The sequence below is a fragment of the Paenibacillus sp. NPDC101420 genome (genome assembly GCF_050277435.1).
In the GTDB taxonomy this organism is placed as follows: domain Bacteria; phylum Bacillota; class Bacilli; order Paenibacillales; family Paenibacillaceae; genus Paenibacillus_AQ.
In genome coordinates this window covers 269,906-295,372 of the sequence record NZ_JBNNSE010000007.1, presented here as the reverse complement: position 1 = coordinate 295,372, position 25,467 = coordinate 269,906, and the positions used below count along the sequence as shown (strand labels likewise).

Sequence of the window (25,467 nt, the reverse complement as noted above, 5' to 3'; positions counted from 1 at the left end):
CAGCATTGGGGCTGGAATGGCGTCTGTCTGATGGGTGGAATGCTAATTGTGGCCGCTATATGCATATGGATAGTCTATAGAGGAATTGAGAAGAAGACATTCATCGCAGGAGGTGCATGAGCATCGCTCAGAAGACGAAAGTCGTAGAAGTTGTCCCTTATGATCCAGAGTGGAAGTTAGAATTCGATAGAATAAAAGAACAGTTGTTATCTTATGTTGGCGACCTCATTATTACGATAGAGCATGTGGGGAGTACTTCCATTGAAGGACTCGCTGCTAAACCCATCATAGATCTTGATCTTGTAATGGATAGCTACGATTTACTCCCACAAATCATAGAACGTTTACAACAGTATGGTTATGAACATCAAGGGAACTTGGGAATCGAGGGCAGGGAAGCCTTCAAAAGACGTCAAGCGGACGAATTCATGCAATATCATCTGTATGTATGCCCTAAGGATGGAAAAGGGTATTTGGAGCATATCGCTTTTAGAGACTATCTCCGTTCAAATGCGGTAGCACGCCAAGCATATGCAGAAGTCAAACAGCATTTGGCGGAACAACATCGCTACGATATGGATGCTTACTGTGAAGGAAAGACAGCGTTTGTCACCTCGATTTTATCAAAAGCCATGAAATAACCCATAAGCAATCATGTGCCAGATCGAAGATGGCTTCGATATTCACTGGGGGACATACCGCTCCACTTACGGAATTGCTTGGAGAAATATAACGCATCATTGAAACCGACCGAAGAGGATACCTGGTCGATGGTGAGCGTTCCTCCAAGCAGTTCCTTTGCTTTATCCATGCGAACCTTTAACAAATATTGCTTTGGTGACATTCCGATCTTTTGCTTAAAGGCCTTAGAGAGGTGTGCCCTATGATAACCAAGAGAGGATGCCATGTGGTCGATACTGATCTGTTGATGAAATTGGAGAGAGATCCAGCGGATCGCTTGATTGATCTGGCGGTCGATAACATCCGGTAATTGTGCGGATTTAGGGGTGAGCGAACCTATGTTCGCAAGGCCGAATTTGTGCACCAGAAGGCGCAGCCACCCAGAAGCCTCCAAACTTTCCAACCTTGGATAAGCAGATTGCTGAAAGGAAAAACGAATATGTTCATACAAGTTATGTATCTCTATAAGGTTATCTAAGTGTATTAACGGCTTGTTCGGTGTAATCCCCACTTCTTTAAATAGCTGCTGAACGGCTTCTCCTTGCAAGGCTACCCATGCATAAGTCCAAGGCTGTTCCATGTCTGCCTGATAGCTGAATAATGCCCCTGGGAAAATGACAAAGGTATCTCCCGTACCACATATATGAGAGTTACTTCCACTCTGAAACACACCCTTTCCATCCATTACGGTATGTATAAGGTAGTAATCGTGAACAGAAGGCCCCATCTTATGTCCCGGGACCGGTTTACCTTCTCCGCTGAACAATACAGTTAGGTCGATTTCATCAGGAGCAAGATTAAACCCTGCTGTGAAATGATAATGCTCTGAAGCCATTTGCTTATGACCTCCTATACGTGATTTGAATTACATTTAGATTATAGGACAGGCCACTTAAATGCAACAAATATCCATATATGAATTGTATTTATCCATACTCATTGAGACCGCTCTCATTTATAGTGAATAGTGAAGAGAGAGACGGATACCCTCTGACATTCTAGTGTTTATAAGGAAAATTCATCGAGGTTTTCTGAGTCGTTAGCGATGTCGTGACCGTAGAACTCACTATTTAAGGAGGAATATTTCACATGTCCAAAATTACATTTATCGGAGCGGGTAGTACTGTATTTGCAAAGAACGTTTTAGGAGATTGCATGAGAACTCCAGCTCTTCAAGGCTTTGAGCTTGCCCTATATGATATTGATCTTCAGCGCCTAAAAGATTCCGAGAATATGCTGAGTAATATAAAAGCAAGTAGTGGCAGTACTTGTATCGTGAAATCCTATACGGATCGTAAGGAAGCTTTACGTGGAGCTAAATATGTGATTAATGCGATTCAGGTCGGGGGTTATGATCCTTGTACCATTACAGACTTTGAAATTCCGAAGAAATATGGCTTACGTCAGACGATTGCGGATACGGTTGGTATCGGTGGCATTTTCCGCAACTTACGTACGATTCCTGTCATGCTTGATTTTGCGGCAGATGTGAGAGAGGTTTGTCCAGATGCTCTGTTCATGAACTATACGAATCCAATGGCAGTATTGACCAATGTGATGAACACTTATGGTGATGTGAAGACCGTTGGATTATGTCATAGCGTACAGCATTGTATTCCAGGCTTATTCGAGCATCTGGGAATGGATCAGACAGGTGTACAGGCTAAGATTGCCGGTATTAACCATATGGCTTGGCTACTCGAGGTTACGAAGGACGGAGAGGACTTATATCCAGAAATCAAACGCCGCGCTGCAGAAAAGCAGAAAGAACATCACGGGGACATGGTTCGTTATGAAATGATGCTTAAATTTGGATACTACATTACGGAGTCTTCAGAACATAACGCAGAGTATCATCCTTATTTTATCAAACGTAATTATCCTGAGCTCATCGAACGCTTTCAAATTCCACTCGACGAGTACCCACGCCGCTGTGTAGAACAAATTGAACGGTGGCAGAAGATGCGTGAAGAATTAGTAAATAACAAAGAGCTTGTACATGAACGTTCGCATGAATATGCGTCCTACATTATGGAAGCCATCGAAACGAATGTACCTTTCAAAATTGGTGGTAATGTTATGAATACAGGTCTTATCACCAATCTTCCGAAAGAAGCATGTGTTGAAGTTCCATGCCTTGTAGACCGCAGTGGCGTCACTCCAACCTTTGTGGGAGATCTGCCTCCGCAGTGTGCAGCACTGAATCGTACGAACATTAATACACAATTGTTAACAATCGAAGCAGCGATTACTCATAAGAGAGAGCATATTTATCACGCAGCTATGCTCGATCCGCACACTGCCGCCGAACTGTCAATGGATGACATTACGAATATGTGTGATGAGCTGATCACAGCCCATGGAGATTGGTTGCCCGCGTATAAATAATTCGGTCTAAACCTAAATGGCAGATATATAAATATGGAACTGTCCCAAAAAGCCACGAAATGGCTGCTTGGGACAGTTTTTCTTTTTGTGAGCATGATCAACCTTTGCGCTTCGATGTACGCTCCGCGAACGAAAACACTCGCAATTGGACCCAGTTAACCCTTGAAGCCATGCTCAAATGACGATAATTGTACTTATAGTGTTATTTGGGTCCATAAGGATCAGCGGAGGGTTGAAGCTAGCGGGTGTCGAATACAAAAGGGTAGTCCAATAATTTAAAACGAGTGGAATAGTTAATTAGTTGCTCAATTAGAAGGGAGTAAGAAAGCGTGTTCATAGTAAACGTAGAAAGTGCAATCTGTAGGGATGACAAATGGCTTGTTATTACACGAAGTATCAAAGAAGAACATGCAGGTGGTACTCTGTCTCTTGTAGGAGGGAAAGTAGACGTTGAAGGAAGCACAGTCGATATCATAGAACGGACTGTAAAACGAGAACTTTATGAGGAAGTTGGCATCGAGATAAAAGATGCTGTTACTTTTGTATACAGTTCCTCCTTTATGACAGATGCTGGATGCAACGTTATAAATATGGTCTTCCTATGCGAATATGACAGTGGTACAGCATATAACAAGAGTCCTGATGAGGTTGAAGCCGTACATTGGATGACCTACGAGGAAATAATGAATCATCCTCAAGCTCCTCCTTGGACAAAAGAGAGTATAAGAAGAGTAGCTCTAACAAGAAGCTGAAAACTGATTTAGGCTTCTTTAATTTAAGTGATCTTCTACGAAAAGGCTTGCATTATTTGAATTTAAAAAACATTAAAGGAGAGCGTAGCGAAGGGGGGATTTGGAACTGTAGGCGCGATAGCGATCGCCTTTGTCTCCGGATTTCATCCGCTCACAGCGGTATAATTTAAGAAATCTGGAGACAACAGCGGCCGGAAGTCCAAATATTCACCGTATTTACCATTCACTCCATAGATGTATAGTCTTCAGAGAAATTAGTATGCTGCAATTTACTCTGAAGCTTCCATTGCGTTTGGCAGATTTAGCACAGGTACATCTAGGAAATACTGAATGGCCAAAGCGCAAGCTCCTAGAATGGATGAGTTTTTGCCAAGCGTAGAGATTAACAATTCACGGTAATGGCTAATTTGTGAATTTAAATTTTGTTTGATTTTATAAATAGAGTCTGGATAGATCCGTAACAATTCACTATCTATTACGATAACGTCTGGATTATAAATATTGATCATATTATTTAAGCCAATGGAGAGATAGTAGATAAATTCATCCATGATCTCAGTGACTTCCGCATCACCTTGGTCAATCCACTCCTGAATTTGTTCATAGGTAATATTAGGGGTTTTCTTTTTTTTGGACAAAACCTCCATAATATTAGATTCAGAGGCATATTTCTCCCAGCACCCTTTATTTCCGCATTTACACGGTCTTCCGCCCGGCACCACAATCATATGTCCAATTTCTCCTGCAAACCCGTCATGTCCACGAAAGAATTTGTTGTTAATAATCATTCCTAAGCCTATACCTGAATGAAATGTAGCTGATAAAAGATTATCCGTATCATGATGGACATAGACTCTTTCGGCAAAAGAACTGAGATTCGAGTTATTCTCAAGATGAATTTCAAGGTTAAGTGCGTTTTCTAGATCTGCTTTCAGATTTACATCATTCCATCCCAAACGAGGCACATAATGAATCACCTCTTGATTCGAGACGAGGCCGTGAATGGCGATCACAATACCAATAATGCCATATCGACTATTTGTGTAATTTTTTTTGTATGTGATGATATGTTTGATTAGCAGTGCAAGAATCTCGGAATAGTCAGTGGTTTCAAGCTTAACGATGTTAGAAAATACAGGGCGTCCTAGAAGATCTGTAAGCGCAAAGGATATTTGCCCATAATCTAGATCAATACCGAGGGCATAACCCGCGTCAGCATTTAAAGAGAGCATAATTGGCTTGCGTCCAACAGCATTATGTTCAAGCTGTGTTTCTACAACCAATTCATCTTCTAACAGATCAGCTACTTGAACAGAGATAGTTGCTCTTGTTAGTGCTACAGCTTTGGATAGATCTGCCCGGGAGATCATTCCTTTCTTAACAATTTCTCTGATTATCAAAGAACGATTAATCTTCTTTATGTATGAAGCATCACCGGTAATCATTATTATCCTCCAATTTGAGCAGTGATTCTGATGCTCTTTTTCTTCCTATCAAGAGTTATTATACTGCTGTAACATACATTTGACAAAACGAAAGGGAATTGATAAATTATCCTTACAGTTAATTTGTTTATTAAACAAATTAACTGTAAGGATAATTTAAACCCGTAATAGAGTTACCTGAATATGAATTTGGAAGGAGATCATGTATGAAAAGTTTTCTGGATCATCACTTTCTGTTAAATTCAGATACAGCTATACGACTGTTCGAAAATGGTGCGAATCAATTGCCTATTTTTGACTTTCACTGTCATCTGAATCCCCAAGAAATTTGGGAAAACAAGCCGTATGCTAATATTACTCAACTCTGGCTTGGGGGGGATCATTACAAATGGCGCACCATGCGAATGAATGGTATAAGCGAAAAGTTTATCACTGGAGATGCAGATGACTGGGAGAAGTTTAAAGCTTGGGCTGAGACTGTTCCCCATTTAATAGGAAATCCTCTATATCATTGGACACATCTGGAATTGAAGATGTTCTTCGGGATAGAGAAAATTCTTAGTCCATCAACAGCACATGAAATTTGGACGGAATGTAATGAGAAGCTGCTACTGCCAACGCACAGACCTAGAGGTTTTATTGCAAAATCAAATGTGAAATTTATTGGAACGACAGATGATCCGCTATCCACACTTGAATATCACGATCTCTTAAATCAAGATGAAACTTTTGAGACGCTTATCGCACCGACGTTCCGACCGGATGGCGCTCTAAATATTGAATCCGCTTCCTTTTTATCCTGGTTAGATCAATTGAAAAACATCACTGGAAGTTCGATTGATTCTTTGGAGGATTTTCTGGATGCTTTGAAGCAAAGAGTGAATTATTTCCATGAGCATGGCGGACGCGCATCGGACCATGATATTCAGAAGCTGGATTATTCGGAGGTTTCCGAGGAAGTGGTTACTGCTATTTTTAACAAAAGATTGAATAAAGAGACTCTTAGCGAGACTGAGATCACCGATTATCGTTCTTATCTGCTCAAAGCATTAGGAAAAATGTACGCGGAGAAACAGTGGGTGATGCAACTGCATATGGGCGCTATCCGCAATAATAATACAAAAATGAAAAAGCTTATTGGCTCTGACACAGGTTTTGATTCAGTGGGTGAAACTAATTTTGCACAAGGATTGTCCAGATTCTTGGATGCTCTTGATCAAGAGGACTCTCTGCCGAGAACGGTTCTATTTAACCTCAATCCTAAGGATAATGCAGTGCTTGCGGGGATGATGGGGAATTACTATGAAGAGGGTATCCCAGGCAAAGTACAGTTTGGCTCCGGATGGTGGTTCAATGACCATATTGATGGCATGGAAAAGCAAATGAAGGATTTAGCGAACGTTGGTTTGATTAGCCATTTTATTGGAATGCTTACCGATTCTCGAAGCTTTTTGTCTTATGCTCGTCATGAATATTTCCGGCGTATTTTATGTAACATTGTTGGAAACTGGGTGGAACAAGGTCTAATTCCTAATGATATGGATTTTCTGGAACAGATGATTCGAAACATCGGCTATCATAATGCGGATAAGTTTTTCTTGCAAAGATAAATTGTTAATACAATAAAAGGAGGATTTATTTATGTTATATCCAATCGTTACTGAAACTCGCAGTATTATTGATCTTAATGGATTATGGAACTTTAAGCTAGATTCAGGTGTGGGCTTTCAAGAAAAATGGTTTGAATCCAAATTAACAGATACGATAGCGATGGCTGTTCCAGCATCCTTTAACGACATCGGGGTAAAAGCAGAAATCCGTGATCATGTAGGCTGGGTATGGTATGAAAGAGAATTTACAGTGCCGGATGTGTTCTCGGCTGAGCGTACTGTCTTGAGATTTGGTTCTGCGACACATCAAGCTAAAGTGTATGTTAATGGAGAGCTTGCTGTTGAGCATAAAGGTGGCTTTCTGCCTTTTGAAACGGAGTTAAATCAGATCTTGAAATCAGGCAAAAACAGATTGACTGTTGCGTTGAACAATATTGTTGATTATTCCACATTGCCTGTTGGGATTTACTCTGAGAAAGAAATTCCAGGAATCGGAAAAAAACTGAAAAATGAACCCAATTTCGATTTTTTCAATTATGCTGGTCTTCAGCGTCCTGTTAAGATCTATACAACACCTCACACCTATGTACAAGATGTTGAAATTGTAACCGCTTTAGAAGGTCTGAACGGTAAGGTTAACTACGCTGTGAAATTCGTAAATAATGCAGAAGTTAAAGTAACAGTTCTGGACGAAGCAGGAGACATCGTTGCTGAGCAAGCGGGAGAGGCTGGCACAATCTCACTTGAAAATGTTAAGCTTTGGCAACCGTTGAACGCTTATCTGTACACACTACAAATTGAGCTTGTTCAGGATGGAACTACTGTCGATGTGTATGAGCAGCCGTTTGGCGTGCGAACTGTGGAAGTTAAAGATGGGAAGTTCTTAATCAACAATAAGCCATTTTACTTTAAGGGTTTTGGTAAACACGAAGATTCACCCATTCATGGTAGAGGCTTTGATGAAGCGGCCAATATTATAGACTTTAATCTGATGAAGTGGATGGGAGCGAACTCCTTCCGCACTTCCCATTATCCATACTCTGAAGAATTAATGCGTCTTGCGGACCGTGAAGGTTTTGTTGTAATTGATGAAATCCCCGCCGTGGGACTACATGTGAACTTTATGGTCATGTTATCAGGAGGCAGAGCCCATAAAAATACATGGGAGGAACTCCAAACCAAAGAGCAACATGAGCAAGATATTCGGGAATTAATTGCACGAGATAAAAACCATCCGTCTGTTGTGATGTGGAATGTGGCTAATGAACCTGCGTCCGAGGAAGAAGGGGCCTATGAATACTTTAAGCCGCTTGTAGAATTGATGAGAGAATTAGATCCGCAAAAACGACCAGTTACACTCGTTACTCATCTAGCTTCTACTCCAGATCGAGATAAAATTGCTGAACTAATCGATGTTCTAGCTTTGAATCGTTACTATGGTTGGTATGTGGATGGGGGAGACCTAGAATCTGCAAAAGTGAAATTGCGTGCAGAATTCAATGGTTGGCTTAAACGTTGCCCTAACACACCGATCATGATGACCGAATACGGGGCGGATACTGTGGCTGGTTTCCATGACGTTGAACCGGTTATGTTCACTGAAGAATATCAAATGGAGTTTTATAAAGCCAATCATGAAGTATTTGATGAATTCCCACATTTTATCGGTGAGCAGGTTTGGAATTTTGCAGATTTCGCTACAAGTCAGGGAATCATTCGTGTGCAAGGGAATAAGAAGGGGATCTTTACTCGGGATCGTAAGCCTAAGTATGCAGCGCATGAATTACGTAAACGGTGGACTGCAATTCCAGACTTCCATTACAAACAGGATAACGAATAGAGGGAGAGAGCAGAGGCATGTCTAAACAGCAGCAGATTGGTGTCGTAGGTCTTGCAGTGATGGGGAAGAACCTGGCTTTGAATATAGAAAGCAGAGGTTATTCCGTCGCAGTCTTTAATCGTTCTTATGATAAAACAGAAGAGTTCCTAACCAATGAAGCGCATGGCAAGAATTTTATAGGCTCAGAAACGGTTGAAGAGTTTGTAAATGCGCTCGAGAAACCACGAAAAATATTACTGATGGTTAAAGCGGGTTCAGCTACGGATGCGACAATCGAATCGTTAAAGCCTTTTCTTGAAGAAGGCGATATTTTGATAGATGGAGGAAATACTTTCTTCCAAGATACTATTCGTAGAAACAAGGAACTACAATCCGCCGGCTTTCATTTTATTGGTACTGGCGTATCTGGTGGGGAGGAAGGAGCTCTTAAGGGCCCTTCCATCATGCCTGGGGGGAAGAAAGAAGCTTATGAGCTTGTAAAGCCCATTCTCGAGGCTATATCGGCCAAAGTCGATGGCGATCCTTGCTGTACCTATATTGGACCCGACGGTGCCGGACACTATGTGAAGATGGTTCACAATGGCATAGAATATGGCGATATGCAATTGATTTCGGAGGCTTATTTTATTCTGAAGCAGGTCCTGAATCTTAGTGCTGCAGAGCTGCATGATGTATTTAGTGAGTGGAATAAAGGTGAGCTGGATAGTTATTTGATTGAGATTACTGCCGATATTTTTGCGAAAACAGATGAAGAAACCGGAAAGCCTATGGTCGATGTCATCCTAGATACCGCTGGCCAAAAAGGTACAGGAAAGTGGACTAGTCAAAATGCGCTAGATCTCGGCGTTCCGCTGCCTATCATTACAGAATCTGTATTTGCACGCTTTATCTCGGCCATGAAGGAGGAACGGGTCAAGGCTAGTAAATTGCTTCAAGGACCAGAGAAGAAGAGCTACAATGGTGATCAAGATGAGCTGATCGAAGCTGTTCGGAAAGCACTATATATGAGTAAAATTTGCTCGTATGCTCAAGGCTTTGCACAGATGCGTGTAGCGTCTGAGGAGTACGAATGGAATTTACGTTACGGAGATATAGCCATGATCTTCCGTGGCGGTTGTATTATTCGTGCGCAATTCCTACAAAAAATCAAAGATGCCTATGATCAAGATGCTGAGCTTGCTAACCTTTTGCTAGATCCATACTTTAAAGATATAGTGGAAGAGTACCAGACGGCTCTACGTGACGTTCTATCACTTGCGATTAAATGCGGGATCCCTGTACCTTCATTTTCAAGTGCGATTGCTTACTACGACAGTTATCGCGCGGAGACACTTCCTGCAAACTTACTACAGGCACAGCGAGATTATTTTGGTGCCCATACTTATCAGAGAGTAGATAAAGAAGGCGTATTTCATACAAAATGGTTAGAATAGACTAATAAAATAGTTAATATAGCGCTTACAAAAGTTATTGACGAGCACATCAGAAAATGGTATTCTACGGTAAGGATAATTAATTAGTTTATTAAACAAATTAATTATCCTTACATCATTACTTTTGATAGGTGAAGAAGTAAAAGTGTACACCATCCAAGAGTTACGGGGGAATGAAGTTGAATACACAAACTGGTCTGGAAACTTCAAAGGGTTTTGTGTCTAGTGCAACAAACAGAAAGTTTGGTCTAAGGGATAAGCTGGGTTATTTATTCGGTGATTTCGGAAATGATTTTTTCTTTATTCTTGTAAGCTCTTTCTTAATGGTATTCTACACGGATGTATTTGGAATTAATGCGGCTGCCGTTGGTGGGCTCTTCCTAATTGCCCGACTTTGGGATGCAATCGCTGATGTAACCTGGGGGCGTTTTATAGATACTAGAAAAGCAAGCCCTAACGGAAAATTCAAACCATGGATTTTTAGAATGTCGTTTCCACTAGTGGTTACAGGTGTATTAATGTTCATTCATCTTCCAGGGATGTCTGACGGATTCTATCTCGCCTACGCCTATGTAACCTATATCCTCTGGGGAACGTTTTATAGTACTGTGAATATTCCTTACGGGTCAATGGCTTCTGTAATCACAAGTGATCCTGTTGAACGCACCTCACTATCAACATTTCGAACGTTAGGCTCTTCATTAGCGGGGTTAATTATTAATGTAGTAGGGCCCCTGATTATATTCGTAGATAACAAGGCTGATCCGAACCGATTTTTGCTTGCTGCCGTTATCTTTGCTATTCTTTCACTTTCCTGTTACATGGCTTGTTATAAGCTATCAACTGAACGGATTATTGCCCCAGAGAACAATAAGGTTAAAGGTAATCTGGGCGCCACTTTAAAAGGATTCTCCAAAAACAAACCTCTAATCTGGATCTTAGTTGCTTCACTCGTTTTTATGACTTGTTTTATGCTTATCGGATCAGTAAATATCTATTTGTTCAAAGACTATTTTGGTAGTACAACAGCTTTAAGTATGGTAGGTTTTGTTCAAACCGTAGCTATGTTGATCGCTATGCCATTAGTAAAACCACTAGTTGCCAGATTCGGTAAAAAGGAAACAGCCTCCGCCGGTCTTTTATTAGCTGCAGCCATTTACGCTTTATTATACTTTTTGCCTAATGTGAGCACTAATCAATTTATTGGAATATTGTCTATCGCTAATTTTGGTTACGCTTTCTTTAATATGGTGATCTGGGCGTTTGTGACCGATGTGATAGATTATCATGAATACATAACGGGCCTTCGTGAAGATGGAACGGTGTATTCTATTTACTCCTTTGCTCGTAAGGTGGGGCAAGCGATTGCTGGAGGACTTGGAGGGTTTGCGATTAGTGCAGTAGGTTATAATGCCACCCTTAAATCACAGACACCAGCTACGCTTCACGGACTCCATACCTTAGCAACATTAATGCCTGCCATTATCTTAGCTCTAGTATTTTTGATCCTTGTATTCTTATATCCTTTGAACAAAAAACGCACGCTTCAGCTTACCGCAGACATAGCAGAGAGAAGTCATTCTTAAGGTTATATCGTTTGTCATCTTTCAACAGAAACCCCAGGTTTGATAGGGGTTTTTTGTTGATTTTTGCTTTAAAGATGTTTGATATTACTCAACTTCCTGAGAGGTTTTTGCGAAAAAACGATGTGAAAATATACACATAAAAAATATTTTGAAGCGCTTACAATTTCTGTTGACGAGTATAAGTTGATGGTGTTATCCTACGGTAAAGATATTTTGTTAGTTTAATGAACTAATTAAATATCCTTACAATTCTTACTTTTGAAGGATGCGCTTAAATGTAGCTATTCAAAAGTTACGGGGGGATAAATATGAATCAACAAGCCGGTCTCGAAACTTCAAAGGGTTTAGTAACAAATGTAAACAACAGAAGGTTTGGCCTCAGAGATAAGATGGGTTATTTGTTCGGTGATTTCGGCAATGATTTTTTCTTCATTCTTGCAAGCTCTTTCTTGATGGTATTCTATACAGATGTGTATGGAATCAGTGCGGCAGCCGTAGGCGGACTTTTTCTCATTGCTCGCTTATGGGATGCAGTCGCAGATGTAACTTGGGGACGTTTTATCGATACTAGAAAAGCAGGGCCGAAGGGGAAATTCAAACCATGGATCTTTAGAATGTCTTTTCCGCTAGTTGTTACTGGTGTGTTAATGTTCGTTCATATTCCAGGAATGTCTGATGGATTCTATCTGGCCTACGCTTTTGTAACTTATATTCTATGGGGAACATTATACAGTACGGTTAATATTCCTTACGGTTCAATGGCTTCAGTGATCACCAGTGATCCAGTGGAACGAACCTCGCTATCAACCTTTCGGAGCTTAGGGGCTTCATTAGCAGGGCTGATTATAAATGTGGTTGGTCCTTTGATTATTTTCGTAGATAACAAAGCAGATGCTAATCGATTTTTTTTGACAGCTGTTATCTTCGCCATTCTTTCACTCTCCTGTTATATGGCCTGCTATAGTCTCTCCACTGAACGTATTACTTCGTCGAATAACTCAAAGGTAAAAACAAATTTTCGAGCAACGCTAAAAGGATTTAAAAAGAACAAACCCCTGATCTGGATCCTAATAGCTTCGCTTGCCATCATGACTTGCTTTATGCTTACCGGTGCTGTGAATGTCTATTTGTTTAAAGACTATTTCGGAAGTGCAAAAGCATTAAGTATCATGGGCTTGATTCAAACGGCAACGATATTCATTACCATGCCATTAATAAAACCTTTGGTTGCAAGATTCGGAAAAAAAGAAACCGCCTCAGCGGGTCTGCTTCTAGCGGCTATAGTATATGCTTTGTTATATTTCATGCCGAACTTGAGCGTTAATCAATTCATTGGAGTAATGACTGTAGCCTCATTTGGTACCGCTTTCTTTAACATGACGATCTGGGCATTTGTTACGGATGTTATTGATTATCATGAATACTTAACGGGATTACGGGAAGATGGTACAGTTTACTCTGTGTATTCCTTTGCCCGTAAGGTGGGTCAAGCAATTGCTGGTGGACTTGGTGGTTTTGCCATTAGTGCTGTCGGATATAATGCTCAGCTTAAAGCGCAATCGCAGGATACACTTCAGGGAGTGCATACATTAGCAACTTTATTACCTGCCGTTATGGTGTTCATAGTTTTCCTAATCTTAGTATTTCTTTATCCATTGAACAAAAAACGTACACTCCAGCTTGCTACTGACTTAAGAGAGAATAGAAGCTTGTAAAATGTAGCGATTTCAGATGTTAATTCTGCTGAATACTTCTTCTATTTTTCCGGAACTGATTTGGCGTGATTCCGTTAGTTTTTTTAAAGACCTTTATAAAATAGTTCACATCATTATAACCAACCATCTGAGCGATATCCGTTATCGATAGATAATTGTTCTCCAACATTTCAACAGCGGATTTAATTCTCAGCAAGTTGATGTAATCAATAATAGATTGGCTAGTTTCTTGTTTGAACTGTCTGGAAAGCTCGTACATGCTTGCCGAGATCGCACGGGCTATTATATCAAGACTCAATTCTTTATCCAGGTTTAGGCGGATATATTCGATCGCTTTTCTTATGGGAGAACTATAGGGTTTCAGAGACAAATCATTAACAAGCTTGCAGTATTCAGAATACATTTTCATTTGAAGCTCAGAAAGCTGTTGTACAGAAGCAGATCTTTCGATTTGAATAGAAAATTTCTCTGAGATACTGTCTATGTAGACTGGATGAACGCCACCTTTCTCTGCTGCCTTGCGCAGCAGAGTGTTGCTTACAAAGGATAAATTTTTACGTGATCGTAGGGGGTCCGTAGGGAAACGGTCAGGAAAATCGTTCTTACCCCATGCACCATCCTTCAAGAATTGTTGCAGCTGTTGTTGATTTCCTCGCTCTATAATAGACAATAATTGATTTTCTTTCCGATATCTTTCTTCTATGATCGCTGGCGATAAATCTGTTTTGTTTTTGACCGCTTCAGAAAGTAACAGATTCTGGCTTCGAAAGTTATAGCTAACATGCTCAAAAGTTGAAACCGAGTGGTTAGAAAGTTGAGCACTCTCTGAAAGATACGCTAGAAATTCTGAGATGTTATTGACCTTTTGTTCATTGATTAAAGGCAGAGAGAGATAATATTGTTCTAAGATGGGCTGCAGCCAAATGGATAAATTATTGTCAAATATAATATCGTGCATGAGAAGTGTAGAAGGCTCTTCCAGTAGATAAGGACCTACAATTATGCTCCCTAGGTAACTGGTGCCTTTGTAAAGGTTGGAAGAGATGAAATTCAATTTATAGGATGTGGAATGAATAAGTAAATGTGATGCGGCATTCGAATGTTGAAGCTGAAGCATTGCTCTGAGATCTTCGAAGTAACCTTTTAATGGCTCTGGCACTTGTATATGCCCAGACTCCCATACGATCTGTACCCCTGATTGAAAAAAGACAGTCTCAATGCTCGCATAGTTATATGTGAATTTAAGTAGTTTTTGTAGTTGTTCCCATTCCTCAGATAACACTAAATTCTCACCCCTTGTAAACATTATTCTTCTCAAGCTGCTCTATATTTTACTATTATACACAAGATTTTACGAGAATAATAAATCGGTTTCATTTATAGTAACGTTATTCTTATACATTCAACTGGTAATCGCTAGGAGGAGGGAAAGAGGTTGTGGTAAATAAAAACCTTAGCATCTCAGGCTTCTCTGATGAAATTTCTGCAGAGTTTGACCAGCAGCTTGAGGTAGTTTCGAAATTGGGGATGCAGTACTTATCCTTGCGCGGCATCGACGGTAGAAATATCGGTGACTTTACACTGGAAGAGATTCGATCGAATGTTCTACCCAGACTTGAACGATCCGGTATTCGAGTATCCTCCATCGGTTCGCCAATCGGGAAAATTTTCGTGAAAGATGAAGGCGCTTTTATAAAGCAAAAAGAAATGCTACACAGACTCTGTCAGATCAGCAATTTATTGCAGTGCAAGTATATTCGTATATTCAGCTTCTATATCCCCAAGGGTGACGATCCCGATCAATACCGGGACGAAGTGATTGAGAAGATCAAGGAATTTACTACGATCGCTGAACAATACGATGTAATTCTACTGCATGAGAATGAAAAAGATATCTACGGTGATATTGCTCGGCGCTGTAGTGAGATGTTGAATGCGGTTAATTCCAAGTATTTTAAGGCTATTTTTGATTTTGCGAACTTCGTGCAATGTGGTGAGGATACTCAAGCATGCTACGATTTATTGAAAGATGAAATTGCTTATATACACATTAAGGATGCAGTTAAGTCGGATAATCAGAATGTGGTCTGTGGGACTGGGGAGGGGCAAATCCCGTCGATATTGTCTCAGGTGATTCACAGTGGGTATAAAGGTTTCTTGACGCTTGAACCACATCTGGTTCAGTTTGACTCCTTAAAGGATTTAGAACTGGAGAATGCAGAAGAAATTATTAAGGACAACAAAGGTCTTAATGGAGCGGAGGGCTACAAGCTACAGTACGAAGCTCTTATTCAAATACTTGAACATATTGAAAGCGAGGAGAAAGTGAAATGACAAAAGTAAGAATGGGAATTATCGGTGTTGGTGCACAAGGCAGTGCATATGCTAATTTTTTGACCGAAGAAAAAGTGGAGAATATGCAGCTTGGGGCAATCTGTGATATCGATCCTGCAAAGAAACAGTGGGCATCAGAAAAGTATCCGGATGTTCCTTTCTATGACAACTACATCGAAATGATTGAAAGTGGAGAAGTAGACGCAATAGTCACTTGTGTGCCTCACTATTTGCATCCGGAAATGGGAATCGAAGCGTTGAAGAGAAACGTTCACGCCCTGGTGGAAAAGCCAGCCGGAGTATACACGAAGCAGGTTAGAGAACTAAATGAATTCGCAGCAGCTAAGCCCGAAATAGCTTTTGGAATCATGTTTAATCAGCGAACCAACCCGCTATATCAAAAGCTGAAGGAAATTATTGATAACGGAGAAATCGGTGAGATTCGTCGCACGAATTGGATGATTACCACCTGGTGGAGACCTCAAGGTTATTATGATCAAAGCGCTTGGAGAGCTACTTGGGAAGCCGAAGGTGGTGGTGTTCTGGTCAATCAGGCTCCACATCAGCTGGATTTATTACAGTGGATATGCGGAATGCCTAAGAAAGTCTACTCCAATGTGAAATATGGTTATCAAAGAAATATAGCAGTAGAAGATGAGGTTACTGTACTACTAGACTATGGGAACGGCGCAACAGGCGTATTCGTCACTTGCACACATGATGTTGTAGGAACGGACCGATTTGAGATTTTGGGTGATAAAGGGAAAATCGTAGTTGATGACAGTAATATGATAACCGTTAAACGCCTGATCAAACCTGAGCGCGAAATGAGCGATACCATGAGTATGGTTGATGTAATGAAAATATTCATGGGTGGAAATTCGGATGAAATCTACAATGAAGAAGTTATTACCTTTGAAAGTGTCTGGGGAGCTCAGCATACTGCAGTCATGAAGAACTTCGCATCCCATATTTTAGATGGGGAGCCGCTTTTGGCACCAGGAAGTGATGGTATTCACGGCGTGGCGCTTGCAAATGCCATTCACTTATCTAGCTGGCTAGGTAAAGAGGTGGAGCTCCCTGTTGATGAAGAGCTATATTTGAACGAACTCAAGAAGAAGATCGAAGAAGAGCAAAAGCAACCTCTAACCAAGTAATGATACTTCTTAATATTTAAAAAACTAACTCGTGGTATGAGCCATGGGTTAGTTTTGAAAAGGAGATTTCCATATGTTAAAGGCAGCGGTTATTGGACTTGGTGATATTTCCAACATTCATATTCAAGCGATTCAGACGAATCCAGGGATTGAGTTAGTGGCTGTATGTGATATTGATGAGTCTCTAAGGAACACACTACCTGGTATAAGCTTTTATACAGATTATCTGCTCATGCTTCAAAAAGAGTCCCTTGACTGCGTGCATATTTGCTTGCCACATCATCTGCACTATCCAGTAACCAAAGCCTGCATGGAGAATGGGGTTCATGTGCTTCAAGAAAAACCGTTAGCCTTAAACATAGAAGAAGCGTTAGCCATGGAGAAGCTTGAGGCAGAATATGAGCAGATCAAAGTTTGCATCTGTCTACAGAACCGTTATAACGAGACTTTTGAGATGCTTCAGGATATCGTTCGTCATAATGACTATGGCCCTTTGATTGGGATTAAGGGCTTGGTAGCATGGTATAGACCGCAAGTCTATTATGATATCAAACCATGGCGTGGACGGAAAAGCGAATCCGGTGGCGGGGTGATGATTAATCAATCGATCCATACGCTGGATCATATGCAATTGCTTGGTGGGCCGATCGAGGCGATCCGAGGATCCGTTGATCAACTGATGAATTACGGTATTGAGGTCGAGGATACGGTGTCTGCGTATATTCGGTTTAAGAACGGAGCTAAGGGCTTGTTTTTTGCAACCGTTGCCAATGCGAGTAATTCTAGCGTTGAGCTTGAAGTGATGTATGAGAAAGTGAAATTCACAATAAAAGACAGCCTATTAATTAAAGAAGATGATCATGGGGAGAAAGAGGTATTAGTTGAAGATGCCAAGCTTCCAGGGACGAAGTTTTATTATGGAGCTAGCCACGCTTCACTAATCGATCATTTCTATGATTGTATACGTAACGATTCACACGATTATGTTCATATCCGAGATGCTGTTCAGTCCATAAGAATGATAGATACGATTCACAAATCTTCGGCACAAAAACAAGAAATTCAACTGGAGGGTGATCTTGATGAGTAACGGTAAAATTGGTGTGCAAATGTTCAACTTGAAAAATAAAATTGTGGAAAACGGAGTTTATGAGACACTACGAACGGTAAAAGAACTAGGATTTAGTGCCGTTGAAGTCACTCAAATTGATATGACTAAGGAGAATGTGTCCGAGCTTAAACGAGCTAGCGAGGATTTTAATATCAAAATCGTTTCGGTCTCTGCTCCTCTGAATACGATGCCGGGTATGCCAGGGGAATCCTTAACCACAGATTTCGATAAAATCGTCAATGATTGCAGGACATTGAACTGTAATTATGTCCGTATTGGTATGATGCCAATAACGCTTATGGGAAATAAAGAGAAAATCATGGAGTATATTCATCAAGCAGAAGAAATGGCTACACGTTTGGAGAAGCACGGTATTGAGCTCTATTATCACAACCACCACGTAGAATTTGAGAAATATGACGGGGAAACGCTTCTGGATATGATGAAGGACAACACCTCGAAGCTAGGTTTCGAATTGGATGTTCATTGGATTCAGCGGGGTGGTGAGAATCCGGTAAATGTTATTAAACGCTTTGCTGGACGTGTATCCTTACTGCATCTAAAGGATTACAGAATCGGCCACATGGATTTAAGTGCAGATGACTTTAAAGATATGTCAAAGTTTATGTATAAGTTCTCCAATATTATTGAGTTTGCAGAGCTTGGTGAAGGGAGCTTAGATATTCAGGCGATTATCGAAGCCGGTCACGAGAGTGGTGTGCAGTATTTCTTGATTGAGCAAGACGATACGTATGGGAAAGATCCGTTTGATTGTCTACAGACTTCAGGAAGCTATCTGAAACAGTTGGGTTATGAGAACTGGTTCTAAAATTTAGTAATCTAATCTAACGAATAAAGCCGTTGAAATAGGCTTTATTCGTTTTTTTATTACAAAATCCATCTAGCTCCTGTTATTACTCAAGCTAAGCTTTGAGACTCCAAGAAAGTTTTTTATAACTAATGCACAAGCTCCCATAACACAGGCCTTCTCTCCTAATTCTGAAAGGAGTAACTTACAAGGCTGACTTATCGACGAACTTAGCTTTGATAGAAGTAGAGGCAGGGCATTAGGATAGATTGTTAGCAGGCGATTGTTAAGAATCATAATTTCAGGATTGAACAGATTTATAATATTATTGAGGCCAGTCGCAATGTAATTCATATATTTCTCTAGCGCAGCAATTGCTACAGGGTCAGCCACTTGGATCCAATGTTCAATTTCCTGAAGACTTACCTTTTCTTTTTTCTTCATACGCGCTATCGAACTCGTTAAACTTACTTCAGAAGCATATTGTTCCCAGCACCCCGAATTCCCGCAACTGCAGACTTTCCCGTCAGGAATGATAATCATATGACCTATCTCTCCGGCGAAGCCGTTATAGCCTTTTAATACCTCTCCATGAACCATCATCCCCAGCCCTATTCCTGAATTGAAGCTTAATGAAAATAAATGCTCACTCTGATGATGCATAAAGACAATTTCTGAGAAGGCGCTTAAATTCGCGTTGTTCTCCACAAAAATGTTAAGTCCAGTTGCGTCTTTAAGATCTTGTTTTAAATTTCTGTTGTGCCATTGATGATAGGGGAGATAACAAATCAACTCAGAATTATCTACAATCCCATGTACCCCTATGGCCACGCCTATGAGGCCGTGAGGAGCAAGTTCACAACGCTTCTTATAGTGTCTGATCTGTTCCACTAATAATCTAAATATTTCGTGATAGTTATGGGTTTCAAACTCAATCAGTTGAGAAGAGACTGGAACACCTTGTAAATTGGTAAGTACAAAAGTCATCTTTTTTCCGTCCAAATCAATCCCTAGCGCATACCCAGCAGTTTCATTAAGTGAGAGGAAGATCGGTTTTCGGCCTGGATTGTTATGCTCTTTATAGGTCTCAATAATTAGAACCTCTGCTAACAAATCAGCTGCCTGAACGGATAGAGTGGACTTATTTAACCCGGTTACCTTTGCCAGGTCTGTTCTTGAAATAGAGCCGTGCCCTATAATTTCACCTAAGATTAGAGCACGATTAATTTGTTTGACATGTGAAGAATCGCCGGTAATCATAAAGCACCTCCTTGAATGATTGACGAACCTAAGGCATGATGTTATTATACAGGTAATTAGTTTGTATGGTAAACAAATTAATTTAAAGTGGTTTATCAGAACGCTATTTTAAGCAGATTAGAAAGCATGAATGAATAACAATTTGTACTTGGAGTGGAGGAAATCATGGGGATTTTACAAGAGCTTCTAAAAGATATTCCGGTTCCGAAAATGGCCAAAGTAAGAGTGAATTTTGATAGTGGGCATATTGAAGACCTTGGGAAGGAATTGAATAAGAAGCTGCAAAGAGATGAGATTCGGAACACCATTCAACCTGGTATGGAAATCGCTATTGCTGTTGGGAGTAGAGGTTTAGACCGTTTAGTAGAAATTACAGCCGTTACGGTGAAGTTTCTGCAAGATGCCGGAGCGAAGCCTTTTATCGTTCCAAGCATGGGGAGTCATGGCGGAGCCACCGCTGAGGGACAACGTGATGTTTTGGCCCATCTGGGCGTTACAGAAGAAAGCGTGAATTGCGAGATTCGTTCATCGATGGAAGTGGTTCTGCTTGGTGAGCTGCCTAATGGATTACCCGTTTATGTAGACAAACATGCCGCAAGTGCAGATGGGATTGTAGTGATTAATCGCATCAAACCTCATACCGCATTTAGAGGCCCTGTCGAAAGCGGAATCATGAAGATGATTAGCATTGGTTTAGGCAAGCAAAAAGGTGCTGAGGCCTGTCATCAGTTGGGCTTCAAGTACATGGCCGAGAATGTTCCCGCTATGGCCAAGATGATTATGGAGAAGAAACCTATTCTATTTGGAGTGGCAACGATTGAAAACGCTTTTGATAAAGTAGTTTGCATTGAGACGTTAACTCCTGAAGAGATTGTTGAACAGGAAGCCGCTTTACAAATGAAGGCAAAGGAAATGCTGCCAAAACTTTTCTTTGATCAATTAGAGGTACTTATCATCGATCAAATTGGCAAAAACATTAGCGGAGACGGTATGGATCCAAATATTACAGGTCGTTACCCAACGCCATACGCTTATGGAGGTCCTGAGGTTAATAAGATCGTTGTACTTGATTTGACGCCACAGACTGAAGGTAATGCAAACGGTGTTGGAACCGCTGATTTTACAACGCAAAGGCTAGTAGACAAGATGGATCTGGAAGTAACCTATGCCAATGGATTGACTTCTACTGTTGTAGCACCTACAAAAATTGCAACCACGCTGCCTAACGACCGGGAAACCATTCAAGCGGCTATCAAAACCAGCAATATTTTAGATTTCACTCAGGTCAAAATGGTTCGGATCAAAAACACATTGGTGCTAAATGAGTTGGAAGTGTCCGAGGCATTAATTGATGTAGTGAAGCAGCATCCTCAAATGGAATTGATCTCTGAAGCCTACGACCTAACTTTCGATAGCAATGGAAACTTACTTTAATACTAACACTGGGGAGAGAAGACATGACTAATCTATTTGATCTAACAGGAAAAATAGCAGTAGCCATTGGTGGGAACAGCGTACTTGGCTCATCTATCGCGGCAGGATTGGCTGAACAAGGCGCTCAAGTTGCAATTGTCGGACGGAATCTAGAGAAAGCGGAAGAAGTAGCAAAGAGCATTGTTAATAATGGTGGTACAGCAAAAGCATTTCAAGCTAATGTTAGTTCACGTGACTCTCTGCTTCAGGTAGCTTCTGAAGTTGAGGAATGGGCTGGAGGATGGGACATCCTGCTGAACGCTCCAGGGAAAAATAGCTCCACACCTTTCTTCGAACTAGAAATGGAAGAGTGGGACGATATTATGGATGTGAATTTAAAAGGCATCGTGCAGACCTGTCAAATTTTTGCCAAAAAAATGATTGAGCAGAATCGGAAAGGCAGCATCATTAACATCTCTTCCGTATCCTCAACAACACCGTTATCCAAAGTGTTCACCTATTCGGTTTCCAAAGCGGCGCTTAACAGTGTTACTCAGTTCTTAGCGCGTGAGTTTGCATTAAATGGCATCCGTGTAAACGCTATCATCCCTGGGTTCTTCCCGGCTGAACAGAATCGCAAAATTCTAAGTCCAGAGCGAATAGACTCCATTATGAAACATACGCCTATGCAGCGTTTTGGAACACCAGAAGAACTTCAAGGTGCTGCGGTATGGCTAGCCTCTGAGAAAGCCTCCAGTTTCGTTACCGGTACATTAATTCGTGTAGATGGCGGATTTGGAAGTATGACGATTTAAAGAGCATCCTGTAAATAGATTCATCAATGGGAGGGATCATAAGTGCTTACAGATAAATATAACAAATTACAATCCATCCTTCGTGAAATGAAATCAGTAGTGGTTGCATTCTCTGGTGGGGTTGATAGCACCTTCTTATTAAAAGTGGCTGTTGATACTTTGGGTCCTGATCATGTACTCGCGGTAACCGCGGATTCAGAAACCTATCCATCAAGTGAACTGGAGGAGGCAAAAGAGCTCGCTGCACTTATAGGTGTTACACATCAGGTAATTGAAACCTCTGAACTCGCAATTCCGGGGTATGCAGAGAACAGTAAAAACCGCTGTTATTTTTGCAAAAGCAGCTTATTCGATCACTTATTCCCTGTACTGGAGGAAAAGAGCTTTAAGAATATCATCTATGGTGTTATTGCAGATGATATGAACGAACATCGTCCAGGGATGCAAGCCGCTAAAGAGAGAGGCATCCGTGGTCCTCTACTTGAGGCTGAACTGTTTAAAACAGAAATAAGAGAGCTTTCGAAATCATTTAATTTGCCTACATGGGAAAAACCATCGTTCGCCTGTCTGTCTTCAAGAATCGCCTATGGGGAGCGTATTACGAATGAGAAACTGCAGAAGGTAGAAAAAGCCGAGGCTTATTTAAAATCGCTGAAAATACGTCAAGTACGAGTTCGAACCCATCAGGATATTGCAAGAATTGAAGTCGAACCCTTAGATATGGAGATTGTTTTAGCACATCATCATCTTATCGTGCAAGAGCTTCAGAGTTACGGCTATAAATACGTTACGTTGGATCTGTTAGGATATCGGAGCGGCAGTATGAATAAAGCTCTTTCTATATCGTAAGAAGGGAAGGTTAGGCATGTCTAGAGAGCTTGTAATTGGACTTGATATCGGTACGACAAGTGTTAAAGCCTGTGTGTTTACGATTCATGGAAAATTAATCACAGAGGTTGAAGAAATGAATAGCTTCCATTATCCGCAGCAAGGCTGGGCTGAACAAGATGCAATCGAGATTGAACGCTCTGCTGTAAGGGCTATTAGAGAAGCTGTTAGAAAAGCAAAGATCGGTAAAAATGAATTGATTACTATTGGATTCTCAGCGGCCATGCATTCTCTTGTTCTAATAGACGCAGCTGGCATCCCGCTCTCCCCTGCACTCATTTGGGCGGATGGAAGAGGATCTGATCAGGTCCATCAACTGTCAGAATCGATGAAACAACAGATTTACGCGCAAACTGGGACTCCTGTCCATCCGATGACGCCTTTGATTAAGCTGTTATGGATGAAGGAGAATGGTTATGAACCCTATCTAAAAGCTACTTACTTCATGTCCATAAAGGAGTATTTAATTTACAGCTGGTTTGGGGAAAGAATGATCGATTATTCGATGGCTTCTGCAACCGGATTGTTTAACCCGGCAACTCACACATGGGTTCAGGATCTGTTAACGCTGGTTGGCATATCTGATAAACAGCTGTCTAAGATTGTTCCTCCAACTTTTCAATTCAATAAGATTAATCCGGAAATAGTAGAACAGATGGGAATTCAGGCAGAGCTTCCTTTTATGATCGGAGCAGCAGACGGACAGCTGGCTAACTTAGGGATTGGCGCTCTACTTCCTGGGGAAGTTGCTGTTTCAGTAGGGACTAGCGGAGCCATTAGACAATTCACAAGCCACGCAAAGGTTAGTCAGAATCAAGAAACGTTCTGCTATTCTTTTACCGAAGATACTTTTATTATCGGAGGGCCTACGAACAATGGTGGGATTGTCCTTCAATGGTTTAAGGATCTGATTCAAGATCAAGGAAGCTTCGAAGAATTTCTAAGTGAAGCAGAGCGTGTTGAACCTGGTGCGGAGGGACTGCTGTTCCTACCCTATTTAAATGGAGAAAGAGCACCACTGTGGAATCAACAGGCAAAAGGAAATTTCTATGGTGTGGCGATTACGCATAAGAAAGAGCATTTTATCCGTGCTGTGCTGGAAGGAATTACTTTCAATCTCTATCAAATTGGTAGGGCACTAGAGAACATTGCCGGAACCTCCTCAAAAATATATGTGAACGGCGGCTTGGCCAGATCTCCACTTTGGCTGCAGATGATGGCTGATATTTTTGAAGCTGAGATTTATGTTTCAGAGAATCATCACAGTGCTGCGTGGGGCGCTGCTTGGACGGCATTGGTGGGCACGGGTCGCGTGAAGTCTTTTGAAGAAATCAAAGATAATATTCCGATGGGACTGCCTGTCACCCCCAATCAGGAAAGCAGCAAGCGATATAAAGAAATTTATTGTAACTATGAAAAAGTAGCAAAAACCGTAGCTGAATTATTCTGATGACTAGATTTGAACTAAAGAGGTGACGAAATGCTCGAGGACATTTTAAAGCAAGTTCAAGCTGGAAAGCTTAGTGTTCCAGAGGCAAAAGAACGATTGGCTGCTTTCGAAGAGTTGGGGTTCGCGAAAGTGGATCATCATCGAAAAAAACGTCAAGGATTCCCTGAGATTGTCTATGGTGAAGGTAAAACTTCCGAACAAATCATTGCTATTGTCCAGTCCTTACGTACGAGGAATACTCAGGTACTCGTCACTAGAATTTCTTCGGATAAGGCTGAAGATATTTTAAAGGTAATACCAGAGTTGATATATAACGAAATTGCCAGAATTCTATATTGGAAAGCTAATGAAAGTACTGAGGATATCTCTAAAGGCTATATCGCCGTTATTGCTGCAGGCACTTCGGATATTAGGGTAGCTGAAGAGGCTGCTGTTACTGCAGAGGTGCTTGGAAGTACTGTGCATCGTATTTATGATGTCGGAGTCGCCGGTATTCATCGTCTGTTGCATCATGCTGAAGAGATCCAGAATGCAGTTGTATCTGTTGTGGTCGCTGGTATGGAAGGGGCTCTTCCAAGCGTGGTTGGTGGATTAGTTGCTCATCCAGTCATTGCTGTCCCAACGAGCATTGGCTATGGAGCTAGCTTTAATGGTCTATCAGCGCTGCTAACAATGCTGAATTCGTGTGCCTCAGGTATAAGTGTAGTAAACATTGATAACGGGTTCGGTGGAGGTTACAACGCTGCATTAATTCATAAGCTGATACAAAAGGGGCTGTAAA

21 protein-coding genes are annotated in these 25,467 nt (G+C 41.1%); 17 read left to right on the top strand and 4 right to left on the bottom strand.

Translation table 11 applies throughout. The features are described from left to right. Positions 1-116: 116 nt before the first annotated feature. The gene (locus ACQKMP_RS25695) at positions 117-641 is read left to right on the top strand and encodes a GrpB family protein (protein ID WP_379424166.1); all 525 of its coding nucleotides are present in this window, start codon (positions 117-119) and stop codon (positions 639-641) included. 11 nt (positions 642-652) lie between these two features. Here ACQKMP_RS25695 and ACQKMP_RS25690 read toward each other — a convergent pair whose 3' ends face one another. Next, positions 653-1,516: an AraC family transcriptional regulator gene (locus ACQKMP_RS25690; protein WP_339241365.1), complete on the bottom strand. Its 864-nt coding sequence runs from the start codon at positions 1,514-1,516 to the stop codon at positions 653-655. Positions 1,517-1,770: 254 nt separating this feature from the next. On the opposite strand from ACQKMP_RS25690, the gene ACQKMP_RS25685 reads away from it, so the two are divergent. Both ACQKMP_RS25685 and ACQKMP_RS25680 read left to right on the top strand, forming a co-directional pair. Further along, a complete protein-coding gene (locus ACQKMP_RS25685; RefSeq protein WP_042188548.1) occupies positions 1,771-3,069 on the top strand; it encodes an alpha-glucosidase/alpha-galactosidase in 1,299 nt (432 codons plus the stop codon). A gap of 329 nt (positions 3,070-3,398) precedes the next feature. Further along, the gene (locus tag ACQKMP_RS25680; protein WP_379424168.1) at positions 3,399-3,821 is read left to right on the top strand and encodes an NUDIX hydrolase; all 423 of its coding nucleotides are present in this window, start codon (positions 3,399-3,401) and stop codon (positions 3,819-3,821) included. A gap of 269 nt (positions 3,822-4,090) precedes the next feature. Here ACQKMP_RS25680 and ACQKMP_RS25675 read toward each other — a convergent pair whose 3' ends face one another. Continuing rightward, positions 4,091-5,266 (bottom strand): ROK family transcriptional regulator, encoded by a 1,176-nt coding sequence (locus ACQKMP_RS25675; protein ID WP_379424169.1) that lies wholly within the window; start codon positions 5,264-5,266, stop codon positions 4,091-4,093. Positions 5,267-5,472: 206 nt separating this feature from the next. Here ACQKMP_RS25675 and uxaC point away from each other — a divergent pair, with 206 nt between their 5' ends. From uxaC to ACQKMP_RS25650, 5 genes are all read left to right on the top strand, one after another. Further along, positions 5,473-6,876 (top strand): glucuronate isomerase, encoded by a 1,404-nt coding sequence (uxaC, locus tag ACQKMP_RS25670; RefSeq protein ID WP_427471738.1) that lies wholly within the window; start codon positions 5,473-5,475, stop codon positions 6,874-6,876. A 31-nt stretch (positions 6,877-6,907) separates the two neighbouring features. Further along, positions 6,908-8,716: a beta-glucuronidase gene (gene uidA, locus ACQKMP_RS25665; protein WP_427471736.1), complete on the top strand. Its 1,809-nt coding sequence runs from the start codon at positions 6,908-6,910 to the stop codon at positions 8,714-8,716. Between the two features lie 17 nt (positions 8,717-8,733). Then, positions 8,734-10,149, top strand: a complete 1,416-nt coding sequence (gene gndA, locus ACQKMP_RS25660; protein WP_427471734.1) for an NADP-dependent phosphogluconate dehydrogenase — start codon at positions 8,734-8,736, stop codon at positions 10,147-10,149. 179 nt (positions 10,150-10,328) lie between these two features. Then, positions 10,329-11,735 (top strand): MFS transporter, encoded by a 1,407-nt coding sequence (locus tag ACQKMP_RS25655; protein ID WP_042193972.1) that lies wholly within the window; start codon positions 10,329-10,331, stop codon positions 11,733-11,735. Between the two features lie 308 nt (positions 11,736-12,043). Further along, entirely contained in the window at positions 12,044-13,450 is a 1,407-nt protein-coding gene (locus tag ACQKMP_RS25650) for an MFS transporter (protein WP_427471732.1), read from the top strand. 19 nt (positions 13,451-13,469) lie between these two features. Here ACQKMP_RS25650 and ACQKMP_RS25645 read toward each other — a convergent pair whose 3' ends face one another. After that, positions 13,470-14,732 (bottom strand): helix-turn-helix domain-containing protein, encoded by a 1,263-nt coding sequence (locus tag ACQKMP_RS25645; protein WP_427471730.1) that lies wholly within the window; start codon positions 14,730-14,732, stop codon positions 13,470-13,472. 155 nt (positions 14,733-14,887) lie between these two features. On the opposite strand from ACQKMP_RS25645, the gene ACQKMP_RS25640 reads away from it, so the two are divergent. The 4 genes from ACQKMP_RS25640 to ACQKMP_RS25625 all read left to right on the top strand — a co-directional run bounded on the left by ACQKMP_RS25640 (position 14,888) and on the right by ACQKMP_RS25625 (position 18,881). Then, the gene (locus ACQKMP_RS25640) at positions 14,888-15,784 is read left to right on the top strand and encodes a sugar phosphate isomerase/epimerase family protein (RefSeq protein WP_042188532.1); all 897 of its coding nucleotides are present in this window, start codon (positions 14,888-14,890) and stop codon (positions 15,782-15,784) included. After that, positions 15,781-16,941: a Gfo/Idh/MocA family protein gene (locus ACQKMP_RS25635; RefSeq protein WP_427471728.1), complete on the top strand. Its 1,161-nt coding sequence runs from the start codon at positions 15,781-15,783 to the stop codon at positions 16,939-16,941. The genes ACQKMP_RS25640 and ACQKMP_RS25635 overlap by 4 nt, the downstream gene beginning before the upstream one ends. Before the next feature lie 73 nt (positions 16,942-17,014). Further along, positions 17,015-18,031 (top strand): Gfo/Idh/MocA family oxidoreductase, encoded by a 1,017-nt coding sequence (locus ACQKMP_RS25630; protein ID WP_339241339.1) that lies wholly within the window; start codon positions 17,015-17,017, stop codon positions 18,029-18,031. Further along, on the top strand, positions 18,024-18,881 hold the full coding sequence (locus ACQKMP_RS25625) for a sugar phosphate isomerase/epimerase family protein (RefSeq protein ID WP_427471726.1): 858 nt from the start codon (positions 18,024-18,026) through the stop codon (positions 18,879-18,881). The genes ACQKMP_RS25630 and ACQKMP_RS25625 overlap by 8 nt, the downstream gene beginning before the upstream one ends. Positions 18,882-18,953: 72 nt before the next feature. Here ACQKMP_RS25625 and ACQKMP_RS25620 read toward each other — a convergent pair whose 3' ends face one another. Beyond that, positions 18,954-20,120, bottom strand: coding sequence for an ROK family transcriptional regulator (locus ACQKMP_RS25620; protein ID WP_042188524.1), 1,167 nt, complete (start codon positions 20,118-20,120; stop codon positions 18,954-18,956). A 165-nt stretch (positions 20,121-20,285) separates the two neighbouring features. On the opposite strand from ACQKMP_RS25620, the gene ACQKMP_RS25615 reads away from it, so the two are divergent. From ACQKMP_RS25615 to larB, 5 genes are read left to right on the top strand one after another with little or no spacing between them, the layout of a single operon-like run. Beyond that, on the top strand, positions 20,286-21,554 hold the full coding sequence (locus ACQKMP_RS25615; RefSeq protein ID WP_427471724.1) for a lactate racemase domain-containing protein: 1,269 nt from the start codon (positions 20,286-20,288) through the stop codon (positions 21,552-21,554). A 23-nt stretch (positions 21,555-21,577) separates the two neighbouring features. After that, positions 21,578-22,348 (top strand): SDR family oxidoreductase, encoded by a 771-nt coding sequence (locus ACQKMP_RS25610; protein WP_427471722.1) that lies wholly within the window; start codon positions 21,578-21,580, stop codon positions 22,346-22,348. Between the two features lie 42 nt (positions 22,349-22,390). Then, complete coding sequence (gene larE, locus ACQKMP_RS25605; protein ID WP_427471720.1) at positions 22,391-23,197, top strand: ATP-dependent sacrificial sulfur transferase LarE; 807 nt, start codon at positions 22,391-22,393, stop codon at positions 23,195-23,197. A 16-nt stretch (positions 23,198-23,213) separates the two neighbouring features. After that, positions 23,214-24,686: a gluconokinase gene (locus tag ACQKMP_RS25600; protein WP_427471718.1), complete on the top strand. Its 1,473-nt coding sequence runs from the start codon at positions 23,214-23,216 to the stop codon at positions 24,684-24,686. A 30-nt stretch (positions 24,687-24,716) separates the two neighbouring features. Beyond that, positions 24,717-25,466, top strand: a complete 750-nt coding sequence (gene larB / locus ACQKMP_RS25595; RefSeq protein WP_427471716.1) for a nickel pincer cofactor biosynthesis protein LarB — start codon at positions 24,717-24,719, stop codon at positions 25,464-25,466. The last annotated feature ends 1 nt before the right edge of the window (position 25,467 follow it).